General features: G+C 64.6%; 12 protein-coding genes. 4 read left to right on the top strand and 8 right to left on the bottom strand.

All coding sequences use genetic code 11. The features are described 5' to 3' along the window. Positions 1 to 25: 25 nt before the first annotated feature. Entirely contained in the window at positions 26 to 928 is a 903-nt protein-coding gene (sucD, locus tag WBB07_RS21455; protein WP_526310386.1) for a succinate--CoA ligase subunit alpha, read from the bottom strand. A gap of 14 nt (positions 929 to 942) precedes the next feature. Further along, a complete protein-coding gene (gene sucC, locus WBB07_RS21450) occupies positions 943 to 2106 on the bottom strand; it encodes an ADP-forming succinate--CoA ligase subunit beta (protein ID WP_526310385.1) in 1164 nt (387 codons plus the stop codon). Between the two features lie 273 nt (positions 2107 to 2379). On the opposite strand from sucC, the gene WBB07_RS21445 reads away from it, so the two are divergent. From WBB07_RS21445 to WBB07_RS21430, 4 genes are all read left to right on the top strand, one after another. Further along, a complete protein-coding gene (locus tag WBB07_RS21445) occupies positions 2380 to 3450 on the top strand; it encodes a M23 family metallopeptidase (RefSeq protein ID WP_526310384.1) in 1071 nt (356 codons plus the stop codon). A gap of 4 nt (positions 3451 to 3454) precedes the next feature. After that, positions 3455 to 4162: a hypothetical protein gene (locus WBB07_RS21440; RefSeq protein ID WP_526310383.1), complete on the top strand. Its 708-nt coding sequence runs from the start codon at positions 3455 to 3457 to the stop codon at positions 4160 to 4162. A 539-nt stretch (positions 4163 to 4701) separates the two neighbouring features. Beyond that, on the top strand, positions 4702 to 5127 hold the full coding sequence (locus tag WBB07_RS21435; RefSeq protein WP_526310382.1) for a hypothetical protein: 426 nt from the start codon (positions 4702 to 4704) through the stop codon (positions 5125 to 5127). Beyond that, the gene (locus WBB07_RS21430) at positions 5108 to 6118 is read left to right on the top strand and encodes a GntR family transcriptional regulator (protein ID WP_526310381.1); all 1011 of its coding nucleotides are present in this window, start codon (positions 5108 to 5110) and stop codon (positions 6116 to 6118) included. The genes WBB07_RS21435 and WBB07_RS21430 overlap by 20 nt, the downstream gene beginning before the upstream one ends. A 3-nt stretch (positions 6119 to 6121) precedes the next feature. Here the strand turns inward: WBB07_RS21430 and WBB07_RS21425 are convergent, their stop codons facing one another. The 6 genes from WBB07_RS21425 to WBB07_RS21400 form a co-directional block, all read right to left on the bottom strand. Beyond that, positions 6122 to 7117: an ABC transporter permease gene (locus WBB07_RS21425; protein WP_526310380.1), complete on the bottom strand. Its 996-nt coding sequence runs from the start codon at positions 7115 to 7117 to the stop codon at positions 6122 to 6124. 20 nt (positions 7118 to 7137) lie between these two features. Next, on the bottom strand, positions 7138 to 8007 hold the full coding sequence (locus tag WBB07_RS21420; RefSeq protein WP_526310379.1) for an ABC transporter permease: 870 nt from the start codon (positions 8005 to 8007) through the stop codon (positions 7138 to 7140). Positions 8008 to 8010: 3 nt separating this feature from the next. Continuing rightward, positions 8011 to 9327 carry an NtaA/DmoA family FMN-dependent monooxygenase gene (locus WBB07_RS21415; RefSeq protein ID WP_526310378.1) on the bottom strand — a complete coding sequence of 439 codons (1317 nt, stop codon included), beginning with the start codon at positions 9325 to 9327 and terminating at the stop codon, positions 8011 to 8013. Further along, entirely contained in the window at positions 9327 to 11183 is a 1857-nt protein-coding gene (locus tag WBB07_RS21410; protein WP_526310377.1) for a dipeptide ABC transporter ATP-binding protein, read from the bottom strand. Before WBB07_RS21410 ends, WBB07_RS21415 begins: the two co-directional genes overlap by 1 nt. Further along, entirely contained in the window at positions 11167 to 12813 is a 1647-nt protein-coding gene (locus WBB07_RS21405) for an ABC transporter substrate-binding protein (RefSeq protein WP_526310376.1), read from the bottom strand. The genes WBB07_RS21410 and WBB07_RS21405 overlap by 17 nt, the downstream gene beginning before the upstream one ends. 76 nt (positions 12814 to 12889) lie before the next feature. Continuing rightward, a complete protein-coding gene (locus WBB07_RS21400; RefSeq protein ID WP_526310375.1) occupies positions 12890 to 14194 on the bottom strand; it encodes an NtaA/DmoA family FMN-dependent monooxygenase in 1305 nt (434 codons plus the stop codon). Positions 14195 to 14559: the final 365 nt, after the last annotated feature.

Below are 14559 nucleotides of genomic sequence, written 5' to 3'. Positions count from 1 at the left end.
CCAGGGGGCTTTCGTGCGCTTGGAGTTACAAGCCCGCGAGCAGCTCGCGCGCCTTGGCAGCGGTCTCGGAAGGCGTCTTACCGACGGCCACCCCGGCCGCTTCGAGGGCCTCCTGCTTGCCCGCGGCGGTGCCCGCACCGTCGGAGACGATGGCGCCGGCGTGGCCCATGGTCTTGCCTTCGGGAGCGGTGAAGCCCGCGACGTAGCCGACGACCGGCTTGGTGACGTTGGCCTTGATGTAGGCCGCGGCCTTCTCCTCGGCGTCGCCACCGATCTCACCGATCATCACGATCAGCTTGGTCTCGGGATCCTTCTCGAACGCCTCGATGGCGTCGATGTGGGTGGTGCCGATGACCGGGTCGCCGCCGATGCCGATGGCGGTGGAGAAGCCGAGATCGCGCAGCTCGTACATCATCTGGTAGGTCAGGGTGCCGGACTTGGAGACCAGACCGATCGGGCCCTTGCCGGTGATGTTGTTCGGCGTGATGCCGACCAGTGATTCACCGGGGGTGATGATGCCGGGGCAGTTCGGGCCGATGATGCGGGTCTTCTCGCCCTTTTCGACGTTGTAGGCCCACGCAAACGCGCTGTCCTGCACCGGGATTCCCTCGGTGATGACTACCAGCAGCGGGATTTCGGCGTCGATGGCCTCGATGATGGCGTCCTTGGAGAACGCCGGCGGCACGAAGGCGATCGACACGTCGGCGCCGGTTTCCTTCATGGCCTCGGCCACGCTGGCGAACACCGGCAGTTCGACGTCGTTGCCGTCCTTGTCTTTGTGCGAGACGGTGGTGCCGGCCTTGCGGGCGTTCACGCCGCCGACGACCTGGGTGCCGGCCTTGAGCATCAGCGCGGTGTGCTTGGTGCCTTCACCGCCGGTGATGCCCTGGACGATGACCTTGCTGTCCTTGTTCAGGAAGATAGACATTTGTGTTGGCTCCCTTACTTGTTGGCCAGCTCGGCGGCCTTGTCGGCCCCGGAGTCCATGGTTTCGGCCTGTACGACCAGTGGATGGTTGGCCTCGGCCAGGATGCGACGGCCTTCTTCGACGTTGTTGCCGTCGAGTCGCACCACCAGCGGCTTGTTGGCCTCGTCGCCGAGGATCTGCAGCGCCTTGACGATGCCGTTGGCCACTGCGTCGCAGGAGGTGATGCCGCCGAAGACGTTGACGAACACGCTCTTGACCTGGCTGTCGTTCAGGATCACGTCCAGCCCGTTGGCCATCACCTCGGCCGATGCGCCGCCGCCGATGTCCAGGAAGTTGGCGGGCTTGACGCCGCCGTGCTTCTCACCGGCGTAGGCTACGACGTCCAGCGTGGACATGACCAGACCGGCGCCGTTACCGATGATGCCGACCTCGCCGTCGAGCTTGACGTAGTTGAGGTCGTTCTCCTTGGCTTTGAGCTCCAGAGGATCGGTGGCGTCCTTGTCCTCGAACTCCTCGTGGCCCGGCTGACGGAAGTCGGCGTTGGCATCGAGGGTGACCTTGCCGTCGAGAGCCAAGATCTGGTCATCGGGCGTACGGACCAGCGGGTTGACCTCCACCAGGGTGGCGTCCTCGCCGATGAACACCTCCCACAGCTTCTGGATGGTGACCGCGGCGGCGTCGAGCACCTCGGCGGGCAGATGGCCCTGCTCGGCGATCTCACGGGCGAAGGCCAGGTCGACACCCTTGACGGCGTCGACGGGGACCTTGGCGAGACGCTCGGGCTTGGTGGCGGCCACTTCTTCGATCTCCATGCCGCCCTCGACCGAGCACATCGCCAGGTAGGTGCGGTTGGAGCGGTCGAGCAGGAAGGAGATGTAGTACTCCTCGGCGATGTCGCTGGCTTCAGCGACGAGAAGCTTCTTGACGACGTGGCCCTTGATGTCGAGGCCCAGGATGTTCTGCGCGTGGGTGAACGCGTCTTCGGGGGTGGCCGCGTATTTCACGCCGCCGGCCTTACCGCGCCCGCCGACCTTCACCTGCGCCTTGACCATCACAGGTTTGCCGATTTCCTCGGCGATGGCCTTGGCATCCTCGGCGGAGTCGGTCACCCGTCCGGGGGTGGTCGGCACGTTGTGCTTGGCGAACAGCTCTTTCGCTTGATACTCGAAAAGATCCATGTGGCTCACTGTCTATCTGCCGGAAGTGGCGGCGTCGTATTTTCACAACACTGGTCGGTTTCTCAGGTCACGCCCGGGGGCGACTTTATCCACCCGAATGGCCCGTGTTACCACCGCATGCCGATCATGTGGCAGATGTCACCGATGGGCTCCGGGTGATACAACTCACAATCTGAGATGGATTCCGCGGTTGGGTTGCCACTTGTATTGGAATTTGGTTAACGTCTCCTGGTCCAGGTAACGCTTTGGTCACGACTAGAGGGACGTTTCAGGTTGGCGCGACACCGCTCGGCAGCATCTCCCATCAGCGGAGAGCCGACAAGCGACCGCGAGTTCTCTCGTTTCTCACGCCGTTCCGGTGATGAGTTCGGGAACGCCAACGAGGTCACCGATATCGTTCCCTTCAATGAATTCGGTAGCCTCGACGCCTTGGACTTCAAGAGCAGTGCGTTCGACGATCCGTTCAGTGCCGAGGCCGATGTGCTGTACGCACCCGAACTCGACGATCTGCACGACATCGACGACATCACGCCGGTCCGGCTGGCACGGCGCACCGACCTCGACGACGTAGAGCTGGCACAGCTCGCGCACCAGGTCGATTCGGTGTACGACCCCGACATCACCGAGGTCATCCCGCGCGCCGGTCAGCACCGCAAGCCGGCGGCCAGCGCACTCAAGGGCCGGGTGATGATCGCCGCGATGGCCGCAGGCGCCGCCGCGGCCGCCGCACACTCGGCGGTGAACCCGTCGGAAACCAGTTCCACCGAAGCAGTGCTGGCCGCAGACCAATCTGCGCTCAACGGCGGCCTGAACAATGCGCCGCAGGGCATGCAGGTGGTCAGCGTCAATCCGCTCGCCCGCACGTCGGCACACTCCGAGGAACTCGCCAAGGGTGCCGCCTTCGCCCAGGAGCGCGCCGAGCGTGAAGCTCGCCTGCAGCGCCCACTGTTCGTCAAACCCACTCAGGGCATTTTCACCTCCGGTTACGGCTACCGCTGGGGCGCGCTGCACGGTGGTGTCGACATCGCCAACGCCATCGGCACTCCGATCTATGCCGTCTCCGACGGTGTGGTGGTCGAGGTCGGCCCCACCGCGGGTTACGGCGCGCTGGTCAAGCTGCGGCACTTCGACGGCACCGTCACCCTGTACGGCCACATCAACAGCTGGAATGTCAGCGTCGGTCAGCGGGTGTTCGCCGGGGACCAGATCGCCACCATCGGCAACCGCGGCAACTCGACCGGCCCGCACCTGCATCTCGAGGTTCTGCTCAACGGCACCGACCGGATCGATCCGGTGCCGTGGCTGGCCACCCGCGGTATCAGCGTCGGCGCCTACTCCGGCTGACCTGGTGTCAGGTCAGGACCCCTCGCAAGACTCATCCGAGCACACCCGGATCATCCGGCGCGCACCTGCAACACCCTCTCGGCCGACGGCTCCGCCCGCCGAGGACACCCGCACCGGCATCATCAGGCGCACTCCCACGGGGTCGATCCCCATCCAGCACGATCCCCGCACCACCCATATCCCGACTCCGGCGGAGGCGCCGACGGGTTTCATCCCGGCACCTGCCGCACCACCTCCGCCTCCGACTAGCCCACGGCCCGCGGCGCCTGCGACTCCCCCCGAAGCACCACCCGCCGAGGCCCCCACCGGGCTCATAGCGGCGGCACCGGCCGCTGCGGCGGGCTCCTCGGCGCACAGTGCCATCGCGGCCTGTGTGGTCGCCATCCTCAGCGGGTGGGCCGTGTCGGTGGTGGCCACCAACCTGATCACCGGGTGGTGGCAGACGGACCGGTTGTTCTGCCTCGGCGTCGGCTTCCTGACGTTTGTGTTCGCCGCCTCGACCGTCGCCGGGGTGATCACCATGCTGCTGCGCCGCGCCGTCGGCCGCTATCTGATCGCCACCGGCGCCGTGGTGGCCCTGCTGACGTTCGGGGCGGTGTTCATCGCCGGCGCGAAGATCCCGTGGCCGGTGTATCTGATCCCGGCGCTGCCGGTGGCCAGTGTCTTGTTAGCATTCCTGCCGGCCACGCGGCGCTGGACCCGCCTGCCCTGAGGCACCGACGCGTGCCTCGTCGCGGATATCTGCACTCGCGGAGAAATCTCCGCCCGGACGGCGAGGTGGCAGTGTGCTCACAGCGTTGTTCGGCAGGACGTCCAGCATTTTGGACCGGGAAGCCCTGCTGGAGCTGCTGCTCCCCTGCCTCGGCTTCGGTCTCGCCGCCGGCGCCCTGCTGGTCTCGTCGCACGGATGGGCGCAAACGCGTGACTCGCGGCGTCCCTACCCTCGTCCGACTGGGGGCTGGCAGCCGCCGCCTACATCCTTTTTGTCGTCGTCTTCGGCACGCAGGTCAGCAATCTCGTCAAGCTCTGGGAAGGCTACTGGTGGCCGCGGCGTCTGCGTGATCGCGGCGTCCGGCGTGAACTGCGGCGCCGCGCATCGATCCTGGCGAATCCCGCGGACGGCCCCACCCGCGCGGCGCACGAATTCCCCACTCGCGACGCCGATTTCCTCTCGACCCGATTCGGCAACGCCCTGCGGCAGCCGCCACCTACGGCCGCGAGCAGTACAGGTTCCAGAACACCGTGTTCTGGGTGCGGCTCTACCTGACGTTGCCCGAGGCCACCCGCGCCATCATCGACGGAGCCCGTCGTACCATCGACCATTTTGTCGTCATCGCCACGCTGTCGACGTTGACGTCGGTGTTTGCGGTGGCACTGGCGATATTCGGCTCCCTCGGCCCGGCCGTGTGGATTCCGACGGCGTGCGGGTTCGCACTGTTGGCGTTCATCACCTACCGCTCCGGTGTGTCCGCCGCGCTCACCGTCGGCGACCTGGTTCGCTCGGCGATCGACCTGCACCGGCGCAAACTGCTGACCGAGTTGCATCTGGTGTTGCCTCCGAGCACCGCCGACGAGAAGGAGGTCTGGGACCTGCTCGCCAAGCATCAGCTCGGGCATTCGCCGTCCGCCGCGGAGTACGTAGTGCTCCGCTTTGACAGTGATCCCGGCGCGAGCTGACGAACAGCACGGCAGCAGCGCGACCGGGACTCGACCCGGCGCTGCGGCCCAGGCGTCGCAGCCCACCGGTGACTTTAGGCACCGGAGAAACCAACTTAGGCCCCTTGCGTCTGAGGACGGCGTAATCCCTCCGACCCTCGCGAGGAAACAGAACGAAACACGTGCCTGGTTTTATCGTTCTTCTTCGGTTGGACAATCATCAGAGCGAGGTCGAACGATTTCCGTACCAGCACCACCCCCAGGGATCCGTCCTGAGACGCTTTTCCAGCGTCGCCGGCAAACTCCGACGCGGGCCAACAATTCGCTGCGCCGGACCTATGACCTGCTCCGCTCCTCGTTGCAGTCCAGCAACGGCAGCGTCGCTTTGGTCGAGGGTGAACTCACTGACGCTTTGTCGGCGAGCCGCAACACCGTGCGAGCAGCCCTGCAGCAACTGGCCAGGGACGGGCTGGTGACCCGCAGCCCGAAACGCGGGACCTATTCCGCGGAGCAGATGGTGATCGCGGTCAACGAGCTGCTACCGGTCAGCGAGTTCAGTTCTGATACCAGCATCCCCACCGAACTGCGGATGCTGGAGCAGCAGATCATCACCTGCCCCCCGATGGTAGGACGGCGGTTGAGCCTGCTCGCCGACGAATGGGTGCTGATGATCGAGGCACTGGTGTTGCAGGCAGACGTACCGCTGGGGCTGATGGTGACCTACATTCCGGTCGGCCCGGACCGGCCCGACGAGATCGTGGTCGACGAGGCCGACCCCATCGTGTATCTGGAGAAGCGCCTCGGGGTGCGCATCGCGAGCAGTGACCTGACGATCGGAGCAACGGCCGCCGACAAACAGTCCGCGCAGCTGATCGGGGTCGACCCGGGATCGCCCATGATGTATGTCGAAGAACTTGTCCGAGATGCCCAGGGCAGCGCACTGGCGCTGGACCAGTTCAGGTTTCGCAGCGATCGCGTGGCTTTCCGGGCCGACGCGCAGCGGTCGGCCTGAAATTCACACCGAGACCCGCGGATCGGCGACTGCCTGTACCACATCCACCATCAAGTTGGCCACCACATACATCACCCCGACCACCATCGTCACACCTGCAATGGTGTTGAAATCACCCTTGGTGATGGCCTGGGCAAAGTACGCGCCAATGCCCGGGCGGGCGAAGATCATCTCCACCAGGATGCTGCTACCGACAAGGCCGGCAAGTTGCAGACCCATCAGCGCCAGCACCGGGCTCAACGAGTTGCGCAGGCAGTGCCGGAACAGGATGCTCTTCTCTCCCAGCCCTTTGACCCGTGCAGTTCGGGTGTGGTCAGCGGCCATGGTCGTCTCCAGACTGCTGCGCAACACCCGGCCGATGGCCGCGGCCGGTGCTAACGCCACGCAGAACGCCGGCAGCACCAAATGCCGGAGATCGTCGAAGAAGACGTCCAGACGACCGGCCAGCAGGCTGTCGATCAGCAGAAAGCCGGTGGGACCGGTCGGAGGATCGTAGAACGCCGTCTGCCCAGCCACCGGGAGCACACCCAACCACCGGTAGAAGACCAACATCGCCAGCAGACACGCCAGGTACACCGGTAGCGACGCGCCGCTCATCATCAGCACCCGCAGCACGCCAGAACCGCGCCAGCGCGCGGCAGTGGCCAGACCCATCAGAAACCCCAGGGCGACCATGATCACCACGGCCACTGCCATCAGTTCCAATGTCACGGGGAGGAATCGGCCGATGTCGGCCGCGACGGGGGTGCGAGTGACTGTGGACTCACCCAGATCGCCGCGCAGAGCCCTACCCAGATAGTCCAGGAACTGGACGGGCAGCGGCTTGTCCAGGCCGAGTTGCTGGCGGGCAGCCTCGTACACTTCCGGAGTTGCCTTGCCGCCCACATATGCAGCCACCGGGTCCACCGGCGACACCTTCTGCAGCACAAAAACCGCAAGAACCAGGGTCAGCAGTACCGGAACAGCGCCGGCGAGGCGACGCCCGAACGTCAAGAACATCTGTCAGTCTCCTCTGCGAATCAACGATCGCGAATCTGGTCCCGCAGCGCGTCCCCGGCGAAATTGCTCACCAGGGCGATGAGCGTGACCGCCAGCGCCGGCAGAATCGAAATCCACCATGCGGAAAAGACATTCGTGAGCCCTTGCGCACTCATGGCACCGAGCTCCGGTGCCGGCTGCGGCGCACCCAACCCCAAAAACGACAGAATCGCCACCATCAGCACCACCGCCGCCACGTCGAGGCTGGCGGCGACGATGGCGACGGGAAACGCGCCGGGGAGCAGGTGCCGGCGCAGCCGCCGGCAGAACCCGACGCCGGCGAGCCTGGCGGCGTCCACGTGCGGCGAGGCCCGCAGCCGCCGGACCTCTGCACGTACGATTCGCGCGTAGAACGGCCACCAGACGATCGCGACCCCGATCAACGTGTGCCCGTAGGACGGGCCGAGGGCGGCCACCACCGCGATCGCGAGGATGGGTCCCGGCAACGCCAGGAACACGTCGGTGATCCGCATCAGAACGCTGTCGACGAACCCACCAACGGCTCCAGCCACCAGCCCCACCAAGCCGCCGATGACGAGTCCCGAGGCCACCACCGCAACCGCACCCCACCACGTCGAGGTCATGCCCACCAGGACGCGACTGAAGACGTCGCGACCCACGGTGTCGGTGCCGAACCAGTTGACGGCGTTCGGCGGGGTCAGCGGGGTGCCCGCCGGAGTCAGTGGATCGAACGGCGCTAGCCAGGGCGCCGCCGACGCAATCACGACCAGCAGGCCCAGCGAGCTGAACGCAATCGCACTCGGCAACGACGCCGAGCGCACGCACACGCCGGGCCGCAGACGCGATCCCGGCAAAGCGGCGGCTCTCAGATACGGTTCGGCGACGGCCATGTCCTAGAACTCGCGCAGGTTGTCACGCAGCGTGGATTGGGTGTATTCGGTGCGAACCAGTCCCCGTCGCTGCAGCTCCGGAACCAGACCATCGGTGATCGAGCTGATGTAGCGCCGGTTGAGATCCCACCCCGATTTCATGATCAGGAAGCCGTCGCCACCGATCTGCTCAGCCGCGACAGCCATCTTCTCCGCGACTTGCTCGGCGGTACCGATGATTTCGATACCCGTTCTGGCGAAGGCCACTGCCAGCTCTCGCAGGGTCTTGCGCCCGGGCGTGCCGTCACCGCGCATGAAGTGTTCGAGGGACCCCCGTTCGCCGTTTGTGGTGAGGTCTTCAGGCAGCGGCTCGTCCCAGTTGAACTGCTTGAAGTCGATTTCGGTGTTGGAGGACATGTTCACCAGTGTCTTTTCGATATAGGCGTCGGTGCTGATCAGCCGATCGAACTCGGCATGCGCCTCGGCCTCGGTGGAACCGATCACCGGGGAGACGCAGAACATCAGTTTGATGTCATCGGGGTTTCGGCCCAGGGCCGCCGCCCGGGCCCGGATATCGTCACGATAGCCCTTCATGCCTTCGACGCCGGTGCCCATCGCCACGATCGCGTCTGCGGCGCCGGCGGCGAACTCCCGGCCGCGGGGTGAGGCCCCGGCCTGCAGGATCGTCGGGCGATGCTGAGGGGACGGAATCGTGTTGAGTGGGCCGCGGGACTTGAAGTACTTGCCCACGAAATCGATGGTGTGCACCTTCTTGTAGTCCACATAGGTGTGCGAGTCACGGTCGAAGACAACGGAATCCGGCTCCCAGGAATCCCAGAGCGAGGTGACGAGGTCGAAGTACTCGTCGGCCCGGTCGTAACGCTCGTCGTGCTCGTGCAGCTTGTCCATGCCGAAGTTCTGCGCCGCGCGGTCCTCTGCGGAGGACACGATGTTCCAGCCGAACCTGCCACCCGACATCGAGTCCACCGTGGAGGCCAGCCGGGCCAGCAGGTATGGCGGGTAAAAGCTGGTCGACATGGTGGCCACCACACCGAGGTTCTTGGTGTGTGATGCGACCTTGATGGCCAACGGCACCGGGTCGTGCTTCGGCGCGAACGCGGAGTTCTTCAGAGACCCTTCCATGGTGCCGCCATAGGCATCGGCCACCATCACAGTGTCCTCAATCATCATGAAGTCGAAGCAGGCCCGCTCCATGCTCTTGGCCATATCCACGTAAAAGTCACCGGTTGCCCAGGTCCGATGATCGGGCGATGTCCATTCCGTATCCCATTCCGGAGGTGTGAAATTCATGAACCAGCCGAGATGAAACTTTTTTGCCATTACTTCTCCACTCCTTTGTCTTTTCCAGAACTCATATCGATCTCGTCCCGCGGAATTGCGGTTCCGGTCGTCCAGAGCGCCAACTCCGGAACCGCCGCCAGCAGCGATCGGGTGTATTCGTGCTGTGGAGCGGTGATAACAGCTTCGGTATCGCCGGATTCGATGATTTGGCCCTGACGCATCACCGCGATCCGATCGGAGAGAAAGCGAGCGGCTGCCAAGTCGTGTGTGACAAACATGATCGCCATGCCGAGGCGCCGGCGCAGGTCCTGCAGCAGGTTGAGGACCGACGCCGCCAAAGGCGCATCGAGGGCCGAGGTGGGCTCGTCACAGAGCAGCAGCTGCGGGGGCACCACGATAGCGCGTGCGATGCCAACCCGCTGCCGCTGCCCACCCGAGAGGACACCGGCCCTGATGTCGGCGACATCAGGTGGCAGACCCACCAGACGTAGTGTCTCGACTACCTTTTCGCGTCGCTCGGACCTCCCCGAGATCCCGGCCAGACGTTCGCCCACCAGTTCTCCGACCGTCAACCAGGGGGTCAGTGACGCACCGGCGTCCTGGAACACCATCTGAGGTCCGGGCCCACGGTCGATGTCACCGTGGTCCGGTGCCATCAGCCCGGCCACCACCCGCAGCAGCGTCGACTTGCCCGAACCCGATTCCCCCACCACAGCCAGTGCGGAACCCTGGGCGATGTCGAGGATGATGTTGTCCAGCGCCCGCAGTGACTGCTTCTTGAACCATCCGGTGGCGAGGGAGAACTCTTTGTCTACGCTGTTCACTCGCAGCGCCGGCCGACTCGGCTTCACATCAAGAAGTGGGGCGAAGCCGCCACCGGGACCGTCGTTGCGCACTTCTGACACCGCATCCGGTATCACGCAGGCGGCCAGCCGGTCCGGTTCACCGGCCGACACCAGTGCCGGCACAGCATGGTCGCAGGCGTCCCCCGCAGCCGTGCACCGCGGCGCGAACGCGCAGCCCGCCGGTTCCGCTCGAGGATCCGGCGGCGAGCCTCGAAGGGTCGGGATACGTTGGCCCCTCGGAAGATCCAGACGCAGCCTGGCGCCGAGTAGGCCGGCTGTGTAGGGATGCGCGGGTGCGCCCACCACCGCAGCGGCAGGACCGATTTCGACCAGCCGTCCGCCGTACATGACCGCCACCCGATCGGCGATCTGGGAGGCCACGCCGATGTCGTGTGTGACCAGGATGAACGACGTCTTCAGTTCGTCGCACAGAGCCCGGATCAGCGCCAGTACCTGCGCCTGCACCGTCACGTCGAGAGCGGTCGTTGGCTCGTCGGCGATCACCAGGTCCGGCGTCCCGGCCACCGCCATCGCGATCATCACCCGCTGGCGCAGACCGCCCGAGAGTTCATGCGGATACGCACCCATCCGGCTGGCCGGGTCCGGCACGCCGGCCAACTCGAGCAGCCGCAGCGCCTGCTCCCTCGAGCCCGCCGCCTCGACCACCTGGCGACCTACCCGCATCGTCGGATTCAGCGAAGTCATCGGATCCTGGAACACCGCTCCCAGGTGAGCCTTCCGGGTGGCACGCCGAACGTGGTCAGGGGCTGACACCATGTCGATGCCGCATACCTCGGCCCGGCCCGTGATCTTGGGCATCGGGTCGCCGGAAAGCAGACCTAACAACGCCATACCGAGAACGCTCTTGCCCGAGCCCGACTCGCCTACCACGGCCAGGATCTCCCCAGTACCCACGTCCAGCGACACTCCCCGCAGCGAGTGCACCGACTGTCCGCCCCGTTCGAAAGTCACTGTCAGACCTTCTATCCGGACACGTGGATGCTCCTCCGGTACCGCCACTGTCGGAGGCGCGCTAGGCGCCGGCAGCATCGGCTGTCGTCAGCTTGCTGGCATCCACGACGATCGGGTAGTACGAGTCCTGCTCGATCCCCGTGATGCTCTTGGCCGCCACGATGGGTGCCGGCGTGGCACACAGCGGAACCCAGATCGCCTCGTCGATGATCCGGCGCGTGATGTCGGCGTACACCGCGTTCATCTCCTCGGGCGTCCGCTGCTGGGTGGCCTTGTCCATCAGCGCATCGATATCGGGGTATGAGTAGCTGAACAGATTCAGCGGCTTGGCGTCGGTGTGCAGGAGGATCCGCAGAAGCGTGTCCAGGTGCAGCGCGTCACCGCCCAGCCAGGCCACCATCATGTCGGGCCTGCTGGCCTGGGGCTGATTCACCAGGTCGAAGACCTGTGCCGTCGGAATCTGTCGCACCGTCGCCTCGAATCCCAATGCTGCCAGCTGAGTCTGGAGCAGTTCAGCCATCTGCATCACCGGCGCGCCACCCTCGGCCACCGCACCGAGGTCGACGTTCTTGTCCGGCAAAGCGGCGACCAGAGCTTTCAGCGGTTCGGTGTCGACGCCGGCGGCCCAGGGGACTTCAACCAGTTCCGGCGGGAACATCTCCTCGTACCACATCGCCTTATACGGCTCCACCAGACCGCCGAAAGCGGTGTCGACGATGGTGGTGCGGTCCACCGCGGACAGGAACGCCTGTCGTAACGCCTTGTCGGCAAAGATCTCTCGGTTCGGGTTGAGCCAGATAGCGTTCCCGCTGCCGCCGACCGTCACGGGCACGTTGAACTGGTCGTTGTCCTGATATGCCAGCACATCCGGAATCAGGAGCCCCTTGGTGACCATCTCGAACGCTCCCTGGTCGAGCTGCAGCTTCTGGCTGGCCACATCGGGGACGATCTGGATCCGGATGGCTTCGAACGTCACCTCTCCGCCCCAGTAGTCGTCGAACCGCTCGAGCAGATAATGGCTGCCCGGCACGAACTCAGAGATCACGTATGGTCCGGTGCCGGCATCGTGGGTCTTGAGCCATTCCTGGGCGAATGGGTCTCCGCCCCCGGCGTTTTCGGTCACAGCCGCCGGGCTGACGGCGAACGGGTGCCACGGACACGCCATGTAGTGCAGGAACGCGTTGTTGGGCGCATCAAGAGTGACAACGAACGTAGTCGGGTCGGGCGCTTCCATATTGACCACGCCGGCCACCATGTAGGCCGGTCCTTCGTTGATCTCCTTGCGACGTTGGAACGACTTCACCCACGCCTCGGCGTCGGCGACGGAGCCGTCATGGAACTTCACGCCCGGCTTGAGCTTGAACGTATAGGTCAGCAAATCCGGCGAGATCTCCCAGGAATCAGCCAGTCTCGGAATGATCTCCGCCGAACCGGGACGGTACTGAGCCAGGCCCTCGTATACCGCATTCATCAGCTGAGCGCCCTCGCCCTCATACATGATGTCGGGATCGGGCACCTGCATATCCGCCAGGAACGGCATCCGCAGTATCAGAGTGTCACCTGAGGCCGACGTGGCGGCATTGCCCCCACAGGCCGCCAGCAGCGAGGTGAGACCGATACCGCCTGCACCCCATGCCGCAGCCTTGAGGAAGGTCCGGCGACTGGCCGTCACCGCTGGAAGAGATGGTGCGGATACTTCATCTGTCACGTCGTGCTCCTGTTGCTCGGCGCCGCGCTGGGGGTAGCTGAGTCACGGCGGCATCGACATGGCTCAAGGAAGTAAATCAGAATGAAAGCAGATTCTCGCGAAACGTGCTGTGCTCGTATCCATCTCGAATGACACCGCGCCGACGCAGCGCAGGCGCCAGTCCGTCGGCGATCTCTGCGATCTTGGTACGGCGAGTCGAGCCGTACACCAGGAACCCATCACCGCCGACCTCCTGCATCAGCTCATCCATCTGCGCTGCGACCGAGTCGCTGGAACCGATCAAGTCATAGCCATACTTGTTGGGGCGAGTCAGCATCTGCCGCAAGGTGATGTCTCCGGCACCTTCGAGCAGAGCCTTCATCGACGTTGTCTCACCGTTGCCGAGGATCTCCGGGATTGGAGCGTCCAGATCATATTTGCCGTAGTCGACCTCTCCTCCACTGACATAACTCATCAACCAGAGTTGACGCACCAGCCCGTCATCGGAGACTCGGACCGCCTCTTCCCTGCGGTGGGTGTCAAAGGCCTGCTCGTCGTCTTCGCCCAGGTACACCTGGCACATGAAGAAGATCTTGAACTTGTCGGGGTCACGCCCGTAGCCGCGCAGCCGCCGGTGCATGTCCTCACGAATTTCTTTCATACCCTCGGGCGTATTCGCCAGGGCCAGCATCATATCGGCGCTTCGAGCTGCCAGGTCCCTACCCGGAACCGAGTTTCCGGCCTGCGCCACCACAGGCCGACGCTGTGGCCCGGGAACCGTGCTCAGCGGCCCCCGTGTCTTGAAGTACTTACCGTCGAAATCGACCGTGTGCACCTTTGTATGGTCGGCGTACATCGGTGTCTGCTCATCGAGGACCAAGGCATCAGGTTCCCAGGACTCCCACAGCGCGCCAACGGCATCGATCCATTCCTCGGCCATCGCGTATCTTTCGGCGTGCGCCATGTGCGCGTCGTAGCCGAAGTTCTGTGCCACCCGATGGCTCACGGACGTCACCATATTGAACCCGAACCGGCCCTCGGTGAGGTGGTCGAGGGTGGCGCCGAGCCGGGCAGCCAGGAAAGGATGGTATTGGATCGTCGAGATGGTCGCGACAACCCCGATGTGCCTGGATTGATGAGTCAACAACGGAACCAATGGCATTGGGTCGTTCTTGGGGGCCATGATGCCGTACTTCAGCGACGCCTCCATGGAGCCGCCCAGGGTGTCCTCGATCATCGCAGTGTCCTCGATGAACAGCGCGTCGAACCCGGCCCGCTCCAGCGACCGCGTCAAGTCGACGTAAAGATCCGGGCGTGCCCACTCCGTCTTGTTGACTCCGGCGTAGTGGCCGTACCAATGCGAGATCGAATAGCCGTTGAGAAACCAAGCTAGGTGGAACATCACACTCCTGAAGACGCCGAGCGACAACGTGCCCGATCCGATGAATGACAATTTCCTGAACACGGTTGCACGAACAGACGGCTGAGACCTCCGTCGCTGGCCAGCCGTCGTGTCCAACGCTTCGGCAGAGCAGATGACGACGTCGACATTCATCGGTCCGCTGAGTTCAATCACCACACTCGTCCGCCTCACGTCCGTCCCCGTGCACCAGTTTTGGTGACGCCTGGCAATGCAAACGCGGAAGTGTTGCGGGCGTGTCTCGTACTCCGCAACACCGCTTTACGCCACGTGCACAATGGAAACCTGCACTTCAGAGGTGGCAGCACAGCCCAGCGCGCCAGCTATGCCGGCTTGCTGGCGGACGG

Source organism: Mycobacterium sp., from assembly GCF_049647605.1.
Lineage (GTDB): Bacteria > Actinomycetota > Actinomycetes > Mycobacteriales > Mycobacteriaceae > Mycobacterium.
Note: the sequence above shows the minus strand (reverse complement) of the source record. Positions and strands in the feature narration are given on the sequence as shown.

Bases quoted from the DNA above. Each gene is read 5' to 3' on its own strand.
- WBB07_RS21415 (WP_526310378.1), bottom strand. From the start codon at position 9,327: ATGGCAAAAAAGTTTCATCTCGGCTGGTTCATGAATTTCACACCTCCG.
- sucC (WP_526310385.1), bottom strand. From the start codon at position 2,106: ATGGATCTTTTCGAGTATCAAGCGAAAGAGCTGTTCGCCAAGCACAAC.
- WBB07_RS21400 (WP_526310375.1), bottom strand. From the start codon at position 14,194: ATGTTCCACCTAGCTTGGTTTCTCAACGGCTATTCGATCTCGCATTGG.
- WBB07_RS21420 (WP_526310379.1), bottom strand. From the start codon at position 8,007: ATGGCCGTCGCCGAACCGTATCTGAGAGCCGCCGCTTTGCCGGGATCG.
- WBB07_RS21425 (WP_526310380.1), bottom strand. From the start codon at position 7,117: ATGTTCTTGACGTTCGGGCGTCGCCTCGCCGGCGCTGTTCCGGTACTG.
- sucD (WP_526310386.1), bottom strand. From the start codon at position 928: ATGTCTATCTTCCTGAACAAGGACAGCAAGGTCATCGTCCAGGGCATC.
- WBB07_RS21410 (WP_526310377.1), bottom strand. From the start codon at position 11,183: ATGCTGCCGGCGCCTAGCGCGCCTCCGACAGTGGCGGTACCGGAGGAG.